This is a genomic window from Sorangium sp. So ce836 (assembly GCF_028553905.1).
In the GTDB taxonomy this organism is placed as follows: domain Bacteria; phylum Myxococcota_A; class Polyangia; order Polyangiales; family Polyangiaceae; genus Sorangium; species Sorangium cellulosum_D.
The window spans coordinates 1,795,902-1,814,491 of record NZ_CP102233.1; the positions used below are offsets into that span (position 1 = coordinate 1,795,902).

15 protein-coding genes are annotated in these 18,590 nt (G+C 72.2%); 7 read left to right on the top strand and 8 right to left on the bottom strand.

All coding sequences use genetic code 11. The features are described 5' to 3' along the window. Positions 1-6 precede the first annotated feature (6 nt). The gene (locus tag NQZ70_RS06645) at positions 7-978 is read right to left on the bottom strand and encodes a D-2-hydroxyacid dehydrogenase family protein (RefSeq protein WP_129573457.1); all 972 of its coding nucleotides are present in this window, start codon (positions 976-978) and stop codon (positions 7-9) included. Positions 979-1,030: 52 nt separating this feature from the next. Here NQZ70_RS06645 and NQZ70_RS06650 point away from each other — a divergent pair, with 52 nt between their 5' ends. Continuing rightward, positions 1,031-2,107, top strand: a complete 1,077-nt coding sequence (locus NQZ70_RS06650; protein WP_129573458.1) for an ABC transporter substrate-binding protein — start codon at positions 1,031-1,033, stop codon at positions 2,105-2,107. Positions 2,108-2,156: 49 nt separating this feature from the next. On the opposite strand, the gene nudC is transcribed toward NQZ70_RS06650, so the two are convergent. Then, positions 2,157-2,966, bottom strand: coding sequence for an NAD(+) diphosphatase (nudC, locus tag NQZ70_RS06655; protein WP_129573459.1), 810 nt, complete (start codon positions 2,964-2,966; stop codon positions 2,157-2,159). Between the two features lie 114 nt (positions 2,967-3,080). Beyond that, complete coding sequence (locus NQZ70_RS06660) at positions 3,081-4,127, bottom strand: ABC transporter substrate-binding protein (RefSeq protein WP_129573460.1); 1,047 nt, start codon at positions 4,125-4,127, stop codon at positions 3,081-3,083. Positions 4,128-4,551: 424 nt separating this feature from the next. Between NQZ70_RS06660 and NQZ70_RS06665 the strand changes: the two genes are divergently transcribed. Continuing rightward, the gene (locus NQZ70_RS06665; RefSeq protein ID WP_129573461.1) at positions 4,552-5,814 is read left to right on the top strand and encodes a hypothetical protein; all 1,263 of its coding nucleotides are present in this window, start codon (positions 4,552-4,554) and stop codon (positions 5,812-5,814) included. A gap of 141 nt (positions 5,815-5,955) precedes the next feature. On the opposite strand, the gene NQZ70_RS06670 is transcribed toward NQZ70_RS06665, so the two are convergent. Continuing rightward, the gene (locus tag NQZ70_RS06670) at positions 5,956-6,804 is read right to left on the bottom strand and encodes an MBL fold metallo-hydrolase (RefSeq protein ID WP_237245103.1); all 849 of its coding nucleotides are present in this window, start codon (positions 6,802-6,804) and stop codon (positions 5,956-5,958) included. Between the two features lie 301 nt (positions 6,805-7,105). On the opposite strand from NQZ70_RS06670, the gene NQZ70_RS06675 reads away from it, so the two are divergent. Then, positions 7,106-8,329: an MFS transporter gene (locus tag NQZ70_RS06675; protein WP_129573463.1), complete on the top strand. Its 1,224-nt coding sequence runs from the start codon at positions 7,106-7,108 to the stop codon at positions 8,327-8,329. Between the two features lie 49 nt (positions 8,330-8,378). On the opposite strand, the gene NQZ70_RS06680 is transcribed toward NQZ70_RS06675, so the two are convergent. Continuing rightward, positions 8,379-9,314 (bottom strand): oxidoreductase, encoded by a 936-nt coding sequence (locus NQZ70_RS06680; protein ID WP_129573464.1) that lies wholly within the window; start codon positions 9,312-9,314, stop codon positions 8,379-8,381. Positions 9,315-10,124: 810 nt separating this feature from the next. Here NQZ70_RS06680 and NQZ70_RS06685 point away from each other — a divergent pair. The 4 genes from NQZ70_RS06685 (at position 10,125) to NQZ70_RS06700 (ending at position 15,671) form a co-directional block, all read left to right on the top strand. Then, the gene (locus tag NQZ70_RS06685; RefSeq protein ID WP_129573465.1) at positions 10,125-11,360 is read left to right on the top strand and encodes a DNRLRE domain-containing protein; all 1,236 of its coding nucleotides are present in this window, start codon (positions 10,125-10,127) and stop codon (positions 11,358-11,360) included. A 72-nt stretch (positions 11,361-11,432) separates the two neighbouring features. Next, positions 11,433-12,326, top strand: a complete 894-nt coding sequence (locus NQZ70_RS06690; RefSeq protein ID WP_129573466.1) for an N-acetylmuramoyl-L-alanine amidase — start codon at positions 11,433-11,435, stop codon at positions 12,324-12,326. Positions 12,327-12,571: 245 nt separating this feature from the next. Beyond that, positions 12,572-13,207, top strand: coding sequence for a peptidoglycan-binding protein (locus NQZ70_RS06695; RefSeq protein WP_129573467.1), 636 nt, complete (start codon positions 12,572-12,574; stop codon positions 13,205-13,207). 13 nt (positions 13,208-13,220) lie between these two features. Further along, positions 13,221-15,671, top strand: a complete 2,451-nt coding sequence (locus NQZ70_RS06700; RefSeq protein ID WP_129573468.1) for a hypothetical protein — start codon at positions 13,221-13,223, stop codon at positions 15,669-15,671. Here the strand turns inward: NQZ70_RS06700 and NQZ70_RS06705 are convergent, their stop codons facing one another. The 3 genes from NQZ70_RS06705 to NQZ70_RS06715 form a co-directional block, all read right to left on the bottom strand. Further along, on the bottom strand, positions 15,672-16,460 hold the full coding sequence (locus NQZ70_RS06705) for a TIGR02996 domain-containing protein (protein ID WP_129573469.1): 789 nt from the start codon (positions 16,458-16,460) through the stop codon (positions 15,672-15,674). A gap of 17 nt (positions 16,461-16,477) precedes the next feature. Continuing rightward, the gene (locus NQZ70_RS06710) at positions 16,478-17,041 is read right to left on the bottom strand and encodes a hypothetical protein (RefSeq protein WP_129573470.1); all 564 of its coding nucleotides are present in this window, start codon (positions 17,039-17,041) and stop codon (positions 16,478-16,480) included. A 105-nt stretch (positions 17,042-17,146) separates the two neighbouring features. Next, positions 17,147-18,535 (bottom strand): DUF2169 domain-containing protein, encoded by a 1,389-nt coding sequence (locus tag NQZ70_RS06715; RefSeq protein ID WP_207217761.1) that lies wholly within the window; start codon positions 18,533-18,535, stop codon positions 17,147-17,149. Between the last annotated feature and the right edge of the window lie 55 nt (positions 18,536-18,590).

Here is an 18,590-nt window from a genome sequence, read left to right on the forward strand (position 1 = left end):
CGCAGGTCAGAGCACGCGCACCGGCTGGTTGGCGCGGAACGCGGCGATGTCCTCGACCGCGTCGCAGTAGAAGATGCGATACGTCTCCTCGGTGACGTACCCGAGGTGCGGGGTGAGCACGGTGTTCGGCAGCCGGCGCAGCGGGTGCTCCGCGGGCAGCGGCTCGGTGTCGAACACGTCGAGCGCCGCGCCCGCGAGCCGACCGCTCGTGAGCGCCTCGATCAGCGCGCGCTCATCGACGATCGGCCCGCGTGAGGTGTTCACGAGCAGCGCGCCGGGCTTGAGCAGGTTGAGCTCGCGCGCCCCGAGCAGCCCGCGCGTCCGCTCGGAGAGCACCAGGTGGATGCTGACCACGTCGGCGCCCGCCAACAGCTCGTCGAGCGGGAGGAGCGTGGCGCCGTGCTCGGCGGCGCGCTCGCGCGTGAGGTTCTGGCTGTAGGCGGTCACGCGCATGCCGAACGCGAGCGCGACGCGGGCGACCTGCGCGCCGAGGCGGCCGAGGCCGAGCAGCCCGAGCGTCTTGCCGGACAGGCCGATTCCCAGGCTCGTCTGCCATTCGCCGGCGCGCACCGCGCGATCTTCGCGCGGGATGTTCCGCGCCAGCGCGAGCAGCAGGCCCCAGGTGAGCTCGGCCGGGGGGTAGGGCAGGCCTCCGGTGCCGGACACGACCACGCCGAGCTCGCGCGCGGCGTCCACGTCGATGGCGGCGTTGCGCGCGCCGGTGGTGACCAGCAAGCGCAGCCTGGGGAGCTCGGCGAGCACCGCGCGCGGGAACGGCGTCCGCTCGCGCATCGCCACGATGGCGTCGAACGGCGAAAGCCGGCTCACGAGCGCTCGCGCGTCGGCCACGTGATCGTGAAAGAACTCGACCTCGACGTCCGCGCCCAGCGCGTCCCACGGCGCGAGCGAGCGCGCCACGCGCTGGTAGTCGTCGAGCACGGCCACACGGAAAGAGGCGGGCGAGGGACTGGAGGACATGCTTGTCCGGGGATGCTTGCATTTGAACGGATACTTGTCCAATATTGCGGACGTGGCTCCTCCGCGTCCCGTCCGGCCTGGCCTGCTCCGCGCCGCGTCGCCTGTGATCTTCCTGCTCCTCCTGCTGGCGCTGTGCGGCGCGGCGGGCTGCTCGCGCGACGAGGCGTCGCGCGCCTCCGCCGCCGGACCGGAGGGCGAGTTCGAGACGCTCGAGCTCCGGTATCAGGGCAACAACGGCACGGTGTCGCCGATCGAGCTCGCGGAGGATCTCGGTTACCTCGCGCCGATCCGCCTGAACTTCATCGGGAGCACGGTGAGCGGCCCGCAGAGCGTGCAGGCCGTGGTCACCGGGGACACCGACTTCGGCGGCGCCTTCAACGGCGCCATCATCAAGCTGATCGCGGCCAAGGCGCCCATCATCGCCGTCGCGGGCTACTACGGCGTCGACGAGCAGCGCCAGAGCGGCTTCTACGTGCTGGAAGACAGCCCGCTGCGCGCCGCGCGCGACCTCCTGGACAAGTCGATCTCCATGAACACGCTCGGCGCTCACAGCGAGTTCATGGTCAAGGAGTTCCTGTCGCGAAACCAGATGACGCTGGACGAAGCCCGGCGCATCACGCTGCTCGTCGTCCCCCCCGTGAACGGCGAGCAGCTCCTCCGCGAGAAGCAGGTCGACGTGGCGTCGCTCAGCGACATCTACCGGGATCGCGCGCTCGAGCGCGGCGGCCTCCGCGCGCTGTTCTCGGACTACGAGCTCTACGGCAAGTTCACCGCGGGCAGCTATGTGATGAAGACCAGCTTCATCAAGGACAATCCCAAGACCGTGCGGCGCTTCGTCGAGGCGACGGCCAAGGCCATCGAGTGGGCCCGGAATACCCCGCGCGAGACGGTGGTGGAGCGCTTCGTCGCGCTGATGAAGAAGCGCGGCCGGAACGAGGAGGACGCGGCCATCCGGTTCTGGCGCAGCTACGGCGTCGCCGGCAAGGGCGGCTTGATCGCGGAGCGCGATTTTCAGATCTGGCTCGACTGGATGGTCAAGGGCGGCGAGCTCAAGCCGGGTGAGATCGCCCTGAGCCGCCTCTACACGAACGAGTTCAACCCCTACGCGAACGAGCAGGCCGTGAAATAGGGAGCGCCGGAGGCGGCGCTGTTCTCTCGGCGCGCCGCGCGGGCCTCGCTCAGGACCGCGGCGAGGGGCGCTGGACGAAGGCGTCGATCAGGCGGCGCGCGATGCTGACCTTGGGCGGGAGGTCGGGCAGCTGGTCGCGTGGGAACCAGTCGGCTTCGACGATCTCGACGCCGTCCGGCGTGAGCGTGCCGCCGGCGTACGTGGCCGAGAAGCCGATCATCAGCGAGCGACCGAACGGCCACGGCTGGCTGCCGAAATACGTCAGATCGCGGATCTGAACGCCGACCTCCTCGCCGACCTCGCGCGCGGCCGCCTGTTCGAGCGACTCGCCGATCTCCACGAAGCCTGCCACCGCGCTGAAGCGCCCGGGCGGAAAGCGCGCGCTGCGCGCCAGGAGCACGCGGTCCTCGCGCTCCACCAGCACGATCACGGCGGGCGCGATCCGCGGGTGCACGCTCAAGCCGCAGCGCGGGCAGCGCCGCGTCTGCTCACCGGCGCTGGGCTCGCGATCGTCCGACGCCGACGGCCCCGGTTCGGTGGCTGCTCCGCAGCGCCCGCAGTGGCGGTGCGTCTCGGCGAACTCGACGCCGGCGAGCGCGCGCCCCAGGATGTTCAGCGTGGGCTCGGGCAGCTCGGAGAACAGGGAGCGGACCGACGCGAACGCGAGCTCGGCCGGGAGCTCGACGTCGGGCCGAGCGCGCGCCGCGTACCAGCCGCGATCCTCGAACCTGCCGAGGAACACGGGCGGATCGGCGAACGGCGGGAGGGCGTGGCGCCGGCCGAGGAACAGCCCGCCGGCGCGCTCCACCACCACGTCCAGCTCGCGCACGATCACCACGATGTCGTCGTTGGCCGTCATAGCGGAGCGTCAGTGTACGCCGTTCGCCGGGCGCCGCCAGCGCCGCGCGCGACAGCTGGCAGCGGCGATTCGGTCTGCCTGTCCCGGCAGCTTCGCGTCGAGCGCGAGGCGCTGTCAGGGCGCCGGGCGGGGCTTCCAGAAACCTTCGAGCTTCTCCTCTTTCAGGACTTGATCGAGGAAGCTGCGGTCGACCCAGGGCTCGAAGTCGAACGTCGCGCGGATCAAGCCCAGGCGCTTGGCGTCCGCGATGCTCGTTTTGTAGCGAGCGATCACGTACGCGTCCACGAGCGGGCTGTCTTTCTCGCGCGCGGACTCGCCAGCCCAGTCTTCCTTGAACGACGCGAACGGCGTGCCGGAGCGCGCCCAGAGGCGGTACGCCTCTGTCAGGTCCTTCTCCTGATCCGCGAGCCATTTGGCTGCAAGGACGTACTGTCGCACCACGCGCTTGGTGACCTCGGGGTACTTCCGGATGAAATCGTCCGAGCCGATGATGGTGCTGTTGCAGGTGTAGCGGGGGTCGCCCTTGGTCGAATAGATGATGCGCACGAGGCCTTGATCGCGCTGGGCGAGCAGATCGGTGAGACCGATGGCGGCGTCGACGTCCTTGGTGGCCAGGGCGGCCTTTGTGGTCGCGTTATCCATGTTGATGGCGCGGACGTCGCGCTCGCTGAGCCCGTGGGCCTCGAGGATGCGCGCCGCCGAGAGCTGCAGGCAGGTGCCCTTGAACACCGCGAAGCGCTTGCCCTTGAGATCCTTGATGCTCTGGATCGGCGAGTCCGCGGGCACGGCGATGTACAGGTTCGTCTTCGGCCCGCTCGCGAGGATGCGCGTCTTCAGGCCGCCGGCGCGGCCGATGATCGAGGGCAGATCGCCGAGCAGCGAGTAATCGGTCAGCCCGTTGGCGTACGTCTCGTTCACGGCAGGTCCGGCGCCGCGCAGGAAGCTCCAGCGCACCGGAACGCCGTCGCTCTTGAACTCGCTCTCGAGCGCGCCGCGCAGGTTGAGCAGCGACCAGGCCGAGCCCCCCACCACCGGGCGGTTGCCGACGCCCACGCCGGGGTTGGCCACGCGGATCTCGCTGGGCTTTTCGGCGGCCCGGGCGCTCAGCGCAATGGCGAGCGGCGCGAGCACCAGGGCGAGCAATCTCAACAAGGACTTCATGCAAAGTTCCCTTCCGGTTGGCGTCCCTCGCAATCTATCGAGCGACGGCATGTCTACGAGCATGGACACGGTTGCCGAGCGAAAATGGATGTCGCGCGGTGACGCCGGCGGCGAACCTGCGGGTCAAGCTGCTGCTCCAGCAGCAGCGGCGGCGCAAAGCTGCTCGGATCCGTGCAGCGGCGCGACGAGCCGTCCCGCATCGTCAGGTGCGCTGGCGATCGTCTCGGCGCGCCTCGTCATCGTGGCAGGCGCTTCTAGCAAAGCAGAGGCCACGCGGGCGTGGCACGACGGGCGTGAGCTCGAGAGGCCGGGACTCCGCGCTCAGGGCGCCCGGCGCTGCTTTAAGGCCTCATTAAGGAGCACCCCCGCCGTCCGCCTCCATAGTCCCTCCGTCCGGCAACGACGCCCGCCGACGGAGGATCCCATGCGCCGCGCCATCGTCACCCCTCTCCTCTATATCGTTGTTCTCCCCGCCGCCCTCGCCGCCTGCGGCTACGTCGAGATCGCCCCGCACGACACCTCGGGCGGTACCGGCGGCGGTCCTGCCATCGCCGGGACCGGCGGGGGTCCTGCCATCGCCGAGACCGGCGGCGGTCCTGCCGTCCTGGAGACCGGCGGCGGTCCTGCCGTCCCGGAGACCGGCAGCGCCGGTGCTGGCGGCGAGGACGCTGCCTCGACTGGCTCGGGCGGCGCACCTCCCGACCCGCCGCCGGCTCCCTCCTGCTCCGCTGCGGAGTGCGCCGTGCGCATCGCCGAGGGCGCTCCGAAATGCGCCGCCTCCGCCTCCGGAAAGGCCTTCTGCTGGTGGGACGGATTCGTGCTGGGGACCCGCCTGGCCGGTCCGGTCGAGCAGCCGGGCCTCGACGATATCGTCGCTGCGTCTGGCCTGGTCGAGCAGATGTGCTTCCTCCATGCTGGCGGGCGCGTCTCCTGCCTCGGCCTCAGCCACTACGGGCAGCTCGGGCAGGCCGTTCCCGTCGGGGCATCCAGCGCGGTGCCCCTCGAGCTTCCGGGGGTCGAGGGCGTCGTCCAGCTCTCCTCGGGTCATCACCACGTCTGCGGCGTCCTCGGCTCGGGCAAGGTCGTCTGCTGGGGCGGCCCGTCCCCCGCGCCGGTGCTCGGCGTCGAGCACGTCGAGGACGCCTATGGCATCGGCGTGACGCAGGTTCCGGTCACCGTCACCGGCGTCGACGACGCCGTGCAGGTCGCGGCGAACATCGATCACACCTGCGCGCTGCGGGCCACCGGAGAGGTGGCGTGCTGGGGGTGGCTCACCTCCGGTGGGGAGGCGGTGACGGCCGTGGGCGTCGAGGGCGTCGAAGGCGCCGTCGAGATCTCGGCCGGCTGGGCGCACGACTGCGCCCGCCTCGCATCGGGCGAGGTCCTCTGCTGGAGCGATCGCTACCAGCGGGCCGACGGCGCCCGTGGGCCGCACCAGGTGCCCGGGCTCGACGATGCGATCCAGGTGAGCGCCGGGTACAATTTGTCCTGCGCGCTCCGGCAGGGCGGCAGGGTCGTCTGCTGGTGGGCCTCCGCGAACGCAACCCCGTCGGAGATCGACATCGGCGAGGCCGTTCACGTCTCCGTCGGCTACGAAGAGGCCTGCGCCGCCCTCGCGAGCGGCGAGATCGCCTGCTGGCCCCATCACGCCAGCAGCCGCAGCGATGTCAGGGTGTTCGGGCTGTAGCCTCAGCGCCCCAGCCGGCGCGTCGAAGCGACCCGATCGCAGGTCGCGGTGCACCCTGCGCGCTCAGCACCTCGTCCCAGAATCGCGTCGCGGTGCTCGACTCGATGTGACGGCGGGCGGCCGGGCTCCGTGCCACCGGCGCTAGATCCACACCTCGCCGAGGAGCGGCAGCACGCCCATCTTGACGTCGCGCGCCGCCCGGCCGAGGCGCTCTGCCAGGCGCTCTCCCTGCATCGCGGGCAGCGCGACGGCGGGGCGATCGAGGGGCAGAAAGAAGTTGTCCCAGTGCGAGAAGAGCACCGCGCGCGGCGACAGGGCGCGCGCGACGCGCTCGGGGAAGTCGCGCGAGGCGGTCCAGCCGGCGACGCAGAGCAGGAGCAGGTCGGGCTCCCTGCAATCGAGGCCCGCCTCGACGAGCTCCGCGCTGCCCAGGTGGACGATGCGCCGGCCCGCGACCCGGATCTCCACGGCGAAGACGGCGCCGCACCGGTAGCGCTCGGCCCGGAGCGGGACCTCGTCGCAATCGGAGATGTCGCCGGGGAAGGGGACCCGGCCGAGCAGCAGGCGGGAATGGGCGCTCGGGAGGAAGCGCAGCTGGAACGGGCCGACCTCGGCGACGACCGGCTGGCCGCCCGGCGCGCGCTCGACGTCGCGCACGCGCGCCGCGGGGACGCCGGACGCGCGGCAGAGCGCCACCGCGGAGCGCGAGCCGAAGACGGTCGCCCCCGTGCGGAGCGCGATCGCCGGGATGTCGAGCGCGTGATCGAAGTGGGTGTGACCGGCGACCACGGCGTCGGCGCGCGGCGCGTGGCGCGCGACGGCGGCCGCGTCGGGGGCGAGCCGGCCGAGCACGCAACGGCGGAGCGAGGCGCGCGTGAGGTAGGGATCGATGAGCACCACCGCGCCCGCGTGCTCGACCGCGAACCCCGCCGTGCCCAGCCACCGCACCCGGACCGCGCCCGCCGGCGCGAGCGATCGCGGCGAGAACATGTCGGCGATCATCGGCGCGGGCTCGCCCGGTCGGCCAACGTGGTGTGTCGGTGCTGCGTGCTCATCGAGGTCGGTGCTGCGTGGTCATCGAGGTCGGCGCTGCGTGGTCATCGAGGTCGGCGCTGCGTGGTCATCGAGGTCGGCGCGGCGCGCTCATCGAGGTCGGCGCGGCGCGCTCATCGAGGTCGGTGCTGCGTGCTCATCGAGGTCGGCGCGGCGCGCTCGCCGCCGGATCGAGATCTACGCCAGCATCCGCGTTTGGCGCGACCGAAGCTCGTCCGCTCGGTTACGATTGTCGGTCGTGGCAGACCGAACGTCCGCCGGCAAGATCGCCGCCCTCGCCGCACTCTACTTCGCTCAGGGCATCCCGTTCGGCTTCCAGGCGACGGCGCTGCCCGTCTTCCTGCGGGCGAGCGGCGTCTCCCTCGCCGGCGTGGGCTTCGCGGGGGCGCTTGCGGTCCCCTGGGTCGCCAAGGCGCTCTGGGCGCCGCTCGTCGACCGCTTCGGGTGGGAGCGGCTCGGCCGGCGCCGCTCGTGGATCCTGCCGCTCGGGGTGCTGCTGTCGCTCACGTGCGCGGCCGCGGCGTTCGTCCCGCCGTCGCGCCACCTCGGCGCCCTGCTCGCGCTCGTCTTCCTCATGAACCTGCTCGCGGCCACCCAGGACATCGCGGTCGACGGGCTCGCGATCGACCTGCTCGGGCACGGCGAGCTCGGCTTGGCGAACGCGGCGCAGGTGGTCGGCTACAAGGTCGGCATGCTCGCCGCCGGCGGGCTCCTCGTCTGGGCGAGCGCGTGGATCGGCTGGCGCGGCCAGTTCGGCGCGATGGCCGCGCTCGTCCTCGCCTCGGTGCTCGCCTCGTTCGCGCTGCGCGAGCCCCCCGCGGGCGAGGTCGAGGCGCGCGCGCGCCGCTCGCTGCGCGAGGTGCTCGCGACGGTCGCCGTCGCCCTGCGGGCGCCGGGCGCGCTCTGGGTCGTCGCGTTCCTCGGGACCTACAAGCTCGGCGAGGCGATGGTCGACATGATGTTCAAGCCCTTCCTCGTCGACGCCGGCTTCCCGCCGCACCAGATCGGCCTCTGGGTGGGCACGTACGGCCTCGTCGCCTCGATCGCCGGCTCGCTCGCGGGCGGGCTCCTCGCGCAGCGCCTGCCGTTGCTCGCCGCCGTCGGCGTGACCTCGGCGCTCCGGTCCGCCGCGATGGCCGGCGAGTGGACCCTCGCCGTGGCGGGCCCGCCCACCGCCGGGGCCGTCATCGCGGTCACCGTCGCCGAGCACCTCTTCGGCGGCGCCCTCACGACCGCGGTGTTCGCCTTCATGATGTCGCGCGTCCGGCGCTCGGTCGGCGCGACGCACTACACGCTGCTGGCGAGCGTCGAGGTGCTCGGGAAGTCGCCCGCGGTGTGGCTGTCGGGCACCCTCGCCCAGCGGCTCGGCTATGCGGGGCTGTTCGCCCTGGGGACCGCGATCTCGGTCGCCTTCCTCGGGCTGCTCTTGCCGCTCCGGGAGCGGAGCGCTGGCGAGGGGTGAGCGGGCCTCACCGCGTTCCATCCGTCGGTCGACGGGCGCCTCGTCCTCGTCAGAGGGCGTACGTCACGCCGGTGAGCCGCTCGGACTCCTCCCAGAGGCGGCGCTGCGCGACCTCGTCGCGGGAGCGGGCGCTCGACTCGAGGCGCGCGGGGAAGCCGGTCATCCCGAAGCGGCCCGGGGGCCCGTAGTACTCGCCGCCCCGCGCGCCCGGATCGACGGCGCAGCGGAGCGACGCGAGGGCGGCCATCGGGACGCTCTGCCCGAGCTGGAGCCGCTCGGCGATCTTGCTGAGGGCGCGCATCCAGCCGGGCGCGCCGCGGACGATCGAGGTGTTCGAGCCGCCGGGGTGCGCGGCGAGCGCGATCGTCTTCGCGCCGGCCGCGGCGAGCCGGCGCTGGAGCTCGTAGGTGAACAGCAGGTTCGCGAGCTTGGACCGCCCGTACGCGGGGAACCCCCGGAACGCCCGCTCCCACTGCAGGTCGTCGAAGTCCATGTCGCCCTGACGGTGCGCGATGCTGGCCACCGTCACGATGCGCGAGCCGGGCACGCCGCGCAGCCGGTCGAGCAGGAGGCCGGTGAGGGCGAAGTGGCCGAGGTGGTTCACGCCGAGCTGGAGCTCGAAGCCGTCGGCGGTGACCTCGCGCTTGAAGGACAGCACGCCGGCGTTGTTGACGAGCAGGTCGATGCGGTCGTACGCGGCCCGGAGCTCGCCGGCGGCCTCGCGGACCGACGCGAGCGAGCCCAGGTCGAGGCGCACGGCGCGCACGGCCGCGCCCGGGGCGCGGGCCTCGATCTGCGCCACCGCGGCGCCGGCCCTCTCCATGTCGCGGCACGCGAGCACGACCGTGGCCCCGCGCTCCGCCAGCGCCCGGGCCGTCTCGAGGCCGATGCCGGTGTTTCCGCCCGTGATGACCGCGACTCGGCCCACCTGGCTGGGGATGTCGGCCTCGGTCCACCGCGCGCGAGAATCTCTTCCTTCGTCCATCGCCCTCTCTTCGCATGAAACCGGAACGGTCGTTCCGGTTTCGACGATCGGAGCGCGCGCCCCGTTTGTCAACGCGTCAACGCGGCGTTCTTCGGCTTCTTCTCCGGCGCGGTCGAGGCGGGGCTCGCGAGCGAGGTCCCGTGCTGGGGAGAAGTGGAACCACGGAGGGCACAGAGGGCACAGAGGAGAGATTGGAAAATTATATCTCTCTTAAATTGTTCTCTCTCCTCTTCCCTCTGTGCCCTCTGTGCCCACTGTGGTTCGATTTCGCATGAAACCAGGACGGGGTGGGGCAAGGCTGGGCAAGGCCGAGCAAGGCTGGGCAAGGCCGAGCAAGGCTGGGCAAGGCCGAGCAAGGCCGAGCAAGGCTGGGCAAGGCTGAGCGACGTCGGTCGATCTGCACACCGGGTGCGAATGATGATGATCCGTTCGCCCATTTCATGATATAACGAAGACAGCGCCTCGGCTGGCAGTTGCAAGAATCGCTCGTGATCGCGCTCGTCCGACTCCGTCCATCGATCGCCAGGCCAGTGGTCCTCCTCCAGGGGGACGCGGGCCTCCTCGGTCGAGACGGCTCGAGGTCGGCCACGATCCGGGAGGCGAGCGCCTCGCAGCGGCCGTCCCGTCGTACCGTCGTGCCGCGCGCGCTGGTTGACGAATAACGGCTTACGTCGACCCGTCTGCGCGGCAAACGTAACAGTTTATCAGCATCGTTTGCGATTTGTAAATACATTTTTCAAACCATAGCGTGCGGCAGCTCGCCGCACGGCGCGGCGCCGCTATGCCGGCGCCGCAACGAGGAGCTCTCTCATGAGAACCACCTATCCGTCGATCTATGTGCTCGTGCTCGCCTCCATGATCTCCGGCTGCATGGCGGCCGCCGAGCCGCATGACGGGAACGACGAAGCCGTCGGCGAGGGCGCGGCGGCGCTCGTCTCCTGCTCGGTGCTGCCCTCCGGCGACATCGTCACGAACGGCAGCTTCGAAGCGCCGAACGTGACGCGCGGCAACTCGTCGATCTACAGCTCGATTCAAGGCTGGCAGGCCGCCTATGGACAGATCCAGATCCATGACCACTCGAACGGCATGAGCCCCGCGCACGGCGAGCAGCACGTCGAGCTGGACGCCAGCAACTCGAGCGGCATCTACCAGGACCTCACCACCATCCCGGGGGTGACGTACCAGCTCCGGTTCGCCTTCGCCGCGCGCCCCGGCACCAGCGCGAACCAGAACGTGCTCGGCGTCGTCTGGGGCGGCCAGTCGGTCGCCACGCTCACGACCGCCAGCTCCGCGTGGGTCTACTATACCTATACCCTCGTGGCCTCCGGCGCGACGACGCGCCTCCAGTTCAACGATCTGGGCATCTCGAACGGCCAGGGGACGCTCCTCGATCGGGTCACCGTGGTCGCCGCCGATACGGATCAGGACGGGGTCTTCGACTCGTGCGACAACTGCCCGGCGGTGCCCAACCCCTCCCAGGCCGACACCGACAACGACGGCATCGGCAACGCCTGCGAGCCCCCGGTCCAGTCGCAGTGCGTCGTCGTGCAGCGCGGCACCAACGGGAGCGTGGCGGACGCGCATATCCAGCCCGGCGTCTCGTGGCCCTACGGCGATTACCCGTACGTCGTCCTGAACACGCTGCCGGAGGGCCCGCAGATCGGCGTGCTGGCCTTCGATCTGTCGTTCATCCCGGCGGGAGCCGACGTCGATTCAGCGACCCTCTCGCTCTCCCACGCGTGGAAGGCGAGCGCCAGCACCATCGAGCTGCACCGCGTGAACGGCCCCTGGCAGGAGTCGACCGTCCACGCAGGCAACTTCCCCGGGTACAACGCGGCCGTCGCGGCCACCATCTCCGCGGTCGCCGCGGACGCCGTCGCGACCGCCGACGTGGCGGCCCTCGTCCAGACGTGGGTGGATGGAGCCCAGCCGAACTACGGCATCGCGCTCCAGGACGTGAACGGCCGGACCGACATCCGGTCGAGCGAGCAAGCGAACGTCGCCGTCCGGCCGAAGCTCGAGGTCTGCTACACGTCGGCCCAGTAGCGCGGTCTCCCGCGCGCTGGTTTGCCGAGAACCTGACGCCGCGCCCCGCCTTTGATAGCAAGCGGGGCCGCGGTGATCTCGCGCAGGAAGCTCGTCCTCGGTCTCGCCGGCGCCGCCGGCGCCGCCGCCCTCTCGCGGGCGCTCGCCCCCGGCCTCCCGCGCGACATCGCGGCGCGGCGCGCCCTCAAGCTCCCGATCGCGCCGAGCGGGTGGCCCTTCCCGGGCGCCCGCGTCGTCGCCCCCTCCGCCGTGTTCCCGCCCGACTTCGGGGTCCGCCGCATCTACCTCGACGCGGGCCACGGCGCCCCGGGCAACACCGGCAACGTGTCCTGCTTCTGCGTCGAGGAGCAGGAGTTCACGCTCTCCGCGGCGCGCGCGCTCGCCGAGCGGCTCAACGCCACCGGGCGCTTCGAGGCGCGCGTGGGGAGGACCGGCGACCGGCCGCTGCCCTACGCGGAGCGCGTCGAGGACGCCGCCCGGTGGGGCGCGGACGCGTTCGTCAGCCTGCACTCGGACGTGCGCGGCAGGATCGACACGTGGTCGCCCGCAGAAGGCCGCTCGTGCCCGCTCAGCCTCGCTGCGCCGGGGTTCGCGGTGCTCTGGTCCGACGAGGGGGACCCGGCCCTCGGCGCCCGCCGGCTCGCCCTGGCGCGCGCCTTCGCGCGGCGCATGGAGGAGGCCGGCCTGCTGCCCTACGGCGGCGCCGCGTACAGCGGCCTGTACGCGCCGGATACCGCCCAGCCGGGCGTCTTCGTGGATCGGCGGCCCCAGGACCAGCGGATCTTCGTCCTGCGCCGCCCCGCCATGCCCTCCATCCTCATCGAGACCCACCACGCGCTCGACGCCCGCGAGGCCACCCGCTGGACCGAGCCCGCCACGCTCGACGCCTTCGCCGCCGCCGCCGCCGCCGCGCTGGCCGACGCGCTCGGCGGAGGAGGCGCGCCGGCGTCGCAGCCGCCCACCTGAGGCGCGCCGGCACGACGGCGCGCGATGGCCTCGCCGCCACACGAGCCGCTGAGGAAGTCCGGCGAAGGGGGCAATGCGCGCGGCCAGCGCGCCGCCCGCGCCGGCTGTCGAGCGGGCCGGGCGCTTGACTTCCCGGGGGCCCTTTGGTCTTTTGATGGGATGGGCCTTCAGCGGGGCGTGGGCGTGGAGGGCGGCGCTGCGCCCGGGCGCCGCCCGGCGACGCCCCCTGCTGCGCGGGGGCGGGCATGAAGGCGCATCGCGTCCGCGTGGGCGATTGCTTCACCAGCATCGCCTACGAGAACGGGTTCTTCTGGCAGACGCTCTGGGATCACCCGGAGAACCAGGCGCTCCGCGAGCTCCGGAGGGACCCGTTCACGCTGGTCCCCGGCGTCGACAAGGTGGTCGTTCCGGATCCGCGGCCCAGGGAGGAGAGCTGCCAGACCGCGAAGGTGCACACCTTCCGGCGGCGCGGGGTCCCGGCCAAGCTCAGGATCCGGCTCCTCGATCACGAGGGCAGGCCCCGCGCGAACGAGGAGTATTTCCTCGAGGTCGACGGCGAGCTCCGCCCGAACGACAAGAAGGCCGACGGCGACGGGCGCATCGAGGAGTTCATCCCCAACAACGCGAGGCAGGCGCGGCTGTTCCTGTCCGGCGGAGAGGAGGTCGTCACGATCGCGCTCGGCTACCTCCAGCCCTCGGACGAGATCCGCGGCATCCAGTCTCGGCTCGCCAACCTGGGCTTTTATCACGGCGAGGTCGACGGGCAGCGGAGCCCCGCCTTCGCCGACGCGCTGACCCGCTTCCGGGCCGCGCACGATCTCGACGAGTCGCTGCCGGAGGACGACACCTTCCAGGAGATCGAGCGCAGGCACGAGGAGTGAGGAGGGGCGCGCCGTGCACATCTACTGGACCGAGATCACGATCACTGACACCGTCGCGGGCACCTCGGTCACCGGCAACGAGGCCAGGAACAAGGTCAGCACCGAGCTGTCGAGGCCGCTCGACCACAAGGGCCTGCTGATCGTCGGAGGGGACGGCGAGAAGGAGCCCGCGAGCATCGTCTACCACGGCAAGACCGTGAGCAGCGAGCTCCTGCTGATCGTCCTCCGGTCGATCGCCGCGGGGCTCGGGAAGCGCTGGGGGTTCGTCTACAAGGAGAGCCGCAGCGTCAAGCGCGTCACCGAGATCTACGACCGTTACAAGGCGGAGGCCCACGCCGAGCGGGAGGGGCAGAACGCGCTGCGCAGGCCGGCCCCGCCTTACGTGATCATCGGCGACGGCACGGCCGCGACGGTCAACCACACGACGCTGCGGCAGAGCGCGTGGGGCAAGGCTCGGGTCGCCCCGGCGGAGATCCTGCACATCGGGTTCGAGGACCCCTGGAGCCATTACAACCAGCACAAGATGGGGCAATTCCCCCAGCTGCTCGGCCTGCCGGGCGTCGCGCAGCGGCCTGTGCTCGGCGGGCCCAACGAGGACGGGAAAGAGGACGTCACCGGGCCGCGCGACTCGACCAGGTTCGCCGCGGACACGCGGGCCGAGCGGGCGCGGCTCGCGGAGCACGTGCGCGCGAACAAGCGGGTGTGGATCGCGACCGCCTACGGCCCGGCGGTGCGCCCGCTGGAGCTGCTGCGCCTCGCCATGTGCGTCCTCGCCATCGTGCCGCGCGGGGTGAAGGCCCTCCACGACAGCGCCCGCGGCGCCATCCTCCGGGAGGGCATCGACGAGGACGAGCTCAATGACATGCTCCGCTTGGCGCACCCGGACCATTCCCCGCGCTACCGGCTGCTCCTCGCCGACACGACGGCGCACCTCCACTGGCTCTACGCCGACAAGATCGATATCTGCACCGGCGCCGGCAAGCCGCGCGCCGTGGACGAGACGATGGTCACGTCGGAGCTCTACGAGGCGGTGCGCACCCGGCTCTGGGAGCCGGTCGAGCGCTGGGACGACGCGAAGAAGCGGCGGTCGATCCTCTCCGGGACCGAGGGGCTCTATCGAGAGACCGACTGGAACGTCGGTGAGCGCTACTGCGTGATGGGCGGCGGCGGGGTCGGCGTCAACATGGTGGAGCGCGCCGAGGAGACGGGCAAATGGATCGACTGGCTCGCGACGAAGACGCTCCACGAGTCGTTCCCCATCGGCCGCAACGACATCCTGCTCAAGCACCCGGCCGCCAGCGCGAGCGAGCGGCGCGGCCAGCCGATGCGGATGGATGATTTCGCCTATGGGCGCAACGATCAGCTCGCGGTCATCCTGCCTGCGGCGCGAAAGTGGCGCTTCGGCCAGGGGTGCGATCTCGACCGGGTCGAGGAGGCCGCGCCGCGGCTCCGGATCACCTTTAAGCAGAGCCCCGACGCGAAGTACGACAAGGTGCCGAACGCGCCCCAGATGAGCAAGCAGCCCATCCCCGCGCTGATCCGCGATTACGACGAGCAGGTGTCCGACCTCGAGGACGGCGCCTTCAAGTTCTACGACAGCTATGCGCGCCCGCAGGCGATCCAGGACGCCAGGAGCTACGATCGGGTGATCCGCTGCGCAGGGCAGGACATCCGCGAGGTGGGGCAAGCCGAGAAGATCGCGGCCATGCTGGAGCTCGTCCCCATCGTGTCCCCCGCCGACGGCCGGATGGTCGGGCTCCAGACCAAGGACGAGTCCGTGCGCGTGCTCGGCGCCGCCGCCACCGGCAACGCCGCGCTGGTGAGCGCCGAGGACGCCGCGGTCAAGAAGATGCGCGCGTACCACGAGACGCTCCCGGCGCAGGGGCGGATCATCTTCGTGGGGTTCGTGTTCTCCGCCCTCAACGTGGCGGAGGCCAACCACTACTTCGATCCCGGCAACGGCAAGGCGCCGAACACGAACGTGAACACCATGTCCCAGAAGGAGCTCGAGGCCCTCCTCGGGGACGTCGATCTCGCGCGGAGGATCATCGAGGTCCGGAAGAAGACGCAGAGCGGGTACGTGACGCTCGACGAGCTGAAGAAGGCGCTCGTCCGCCACGCGCTCGGCCAGGCGGAGCCGCTGCCCGAGGGGTGGGAGGGCAAGTACGACGGCTGGAAGAGCTTCGACAAGACGCTGAACAAACAACCGCACAACCTCGCGAAGCAGGTGGGCGACGACGAGGTCCTGGCCAGGAAGATCGCGGAGGCGCGAGAGGCGGTGAGGCAAACCGACCGCGCGCTCTTCGACGATGTCTGGAAGAACCGCGAGGCGCTCAAGGCGAAGATCAAGGGCGAGCTCGCGAGGATGGCCCAGTTCGCGCGGACGGGCTGGAAGCCGTCCTGGGACGCGCCGATCGCGAAGCTCACCACCCAGTACCGGGCGGCGGACCAGCTCGTGTACTGATCAGCCGGGCATGCGCAGCCGGTCCGGCACCACCTCGAGCAGCGTGCGCGCCTCGGTGTGGAGCCAGCGCAGCGCGCCGAACTTCGCCTCCAGCGCGCGGCCCTCGGGCGGGAGCCAGCGATCGACGATGATGCCCTGATCGTGGCCCTGGTGCTCCGAGGGGTCGAAGGGGTTGTTGACGAAGCCCACGTAGCCGAGCGCCGGGAGGCGCCGCGACGCCGCGAGCGCCTCCGCGCCGCGGCGCGTGACGCGGTTGTTGCCGATCCAGAGCCAGCGCAGCTCGGCGAGGTGCGGCGACGCCGCGAGGCGCTCCACGTCGTCGTCGGTGAGGCCCACCCGGTCGAGCCGGAGCGAGCGGACGCCGACCAGGCGCGGCGACGCGAAGAGCTCCTCGGCCGCGTCGCCGAGCGCGTCGATCGTCAGGTGGCGGATCGGCGCGAGCGCGAGGAGCGCGTCCGCGTGCTGCAGGAAGGCGCGGGCGTCGAGGGTGACGAGCTCGACGAAGCCGCGGTCGAAGACGGGATCGCGCGCTTCCGGCGGCAGCGCGGCGATCCACGCGGCGCGGTGGGCCTCCTCGAGGTCGCGGGCCTCGCACGTGAGGCGGAAGTGGCGATCCGGCTCGGCGGCCTCGTCGGTCGCGAGCAGCGCGATCTGCGCGCGGATGAAGCTGCCCCGCGCCTCGACGGCCGGGTCGTCCTGGTCGTCGCACCAGGCGGCGTACGCGAGCCGCGGCGCGTCGGCGTCCGGCGCGGCGAGGACATCGCGGAGGAGATCGGCTTCGGTGGCCACCGCGCGAGTCTACGCGGTCAACCCACGCGCTCCCAGGCCTCCTGGTCGAGCGCCGGGAAGGTGACGAGGCACGCGCCCGGGTCGATGCCGTCGAGCCGGGCGCGGCCCTCGTGGTCGAGCGAGCCTTCCCGGATCGAGCCGTCGGGCAGCTCCACCCGGTAGCGCTCGTGCGGGATGGGCTTGTCGTCCTCGCCGATGAGGCGGATCTCGACCCAGGTGAGCTCGGTCCTGGGCGCGCGCGGGGCGGCGTCGGCGGGCGCCTGGTCGTCGGCGCTGGCCTCGTCGCCGCCGTAGGACGGCAGCCAGGGGAGGGGAGCCTCGCGGAGCCGCACCCGGCCGCTCAGCAGCAGCCGGCTCAGCGCGCCGAGCACGTCCGCGTCGGCCAGGCGGCGGACGGCGCTCGCCGGCGCGGCGTCGTCGAGCAGCCGCCGGAGCGCCGGGCGGTTCTGCGGCTCGGCGAAGAGCTGGCGCAGCCACGCGGCGTCCCTCGCGCGATCGCCGAGCCGATCGGCGCCGTCTTCACGGCCGTCGGCGAGCTCGATCGCGAAGCGCCGCGGACCCAGCGATAGCAGCCGCTTCAAAGCACCATGCTCCTTCCCGGGCTCGCGCGAGCGTATCAGCCCGCCCTCGCGCAAGGAAGGCCCCGAGGCGAGGGGCGAGCCGAGGCCGGGCGCGCGATGCGATCGTCAGGGGAAGGCGCCCGCTTCGGTCATGGCGGAGAGGAACGCGTCGCCGAGGCCCGGCGGCTCGGCGGAGAGCTCCGGGGGGAGCAGCGGCGGGGCCGCGGCGATGGGCCCCGAGGGGGCAGCGGGCGCGGGCGACGGGAGCGGCGTGGGCGTGGGCGAGGGGAGCGGCGCGGAGATGGCTGGAGGGAGCTCTGGCCGAGCCTCGAACGGCGTCGTTGGCCGGCCCGCGGGCGTGCTCAGCGGGTCCACGGTCCCTGCGAGCGGGTGATCCTCGATCGCCGGCTCTCCTGGCCGCGCCCGGCTCGCTGGCAGCGCGGCCGGAGGGAGCTCTGGCCGAGCCTCGAACGGCGTCGCCGGCCTGCGCACGTGCGCGCTCAGCGGCTCCACGGTGCCCTCGAGCGGATGAACCTCGACGTTCGTCACCACGGGCGCTGCCTGGGTCGGCAGCGGCAGCGTGGCGCGCGAGGGCGCTGCGGGAAGCGGCGCCGTTCGCCCCGCCTCCCGCGCTTCCTGCGCGAAGGGGTCGACCCACGGCAGCGCCTCGCCCGGCAGCTCCACGCCGGCCACGACCCGGAGCGCCTCGAGATCCTCGTCCCCCACGGCCGCGTACCCTCGCCACACCACCGAGCAGCACCGCCGATCCGCGTCGATCAGCAGCGTGTCGGCCCGCAGGGACAGCGCCGCCCCCTCGCGCGGCGCCCGCTCCTCGCGCCGGTAGAGCCGCGCGACGCCCCGGGCGCCCGGGAGCTGCGTGCGCAGCCGCGGTCGCTGCGCGACGATGCCCCCCAGCACCACCCACTCGTCGCCGAGCAGCCGCTCCATCCGCTGCTCGGGTGGCGCCGCCTGGAAGTACCCCCAGTCGAGCCCGTCGGGTACCTCGAGCGCCACGCCCTCGAGCCGCCTGGGATCCACCGCCCCGAGCAGCGCCTCGCGCCGCGGCCAGCGGCGGGACAGCGGCCCCGTCCCGTCCACCCGCACGCGCCTCTGCCCCTCGCTCCCCGGCGCGCTCCCGTCGAGCGTCACGCAACGGTCGAGCCGCAGGGCCCCCTCCTGCACCACGGCCAGCCGGACCTGGATCTCCCCCGCGACCGTCGGAGGCACCTCTGCGTGTCCGGTCAGCAGCACGTCCACCTCGCCCAGGTACGGCGCCAGATCCCCCGCCGAGCGCAGCCCCACACCCGAGGGATCCGGCACCTCGCCGGGCACGATCGGGTCCGGCTCACCGAGCGCCATCGCGCCCTCGGCCACGAGCCCGAACGTCGCCTTGACGACCGCGGTCACGTACCGCTGCCCCCGCAACCCCCAGACCAGCGTCGCGGTCGAGGCGCGGCCGAGCGACGTTATCGCGACAGGCCATCGAGCGGAGCGCACGGTCCATGGCAGTACCACGGCGCGTCCTCCCGAGGCGAGTGCGATGCGCAGGCAATGCGCGGCGCGGAGAGGC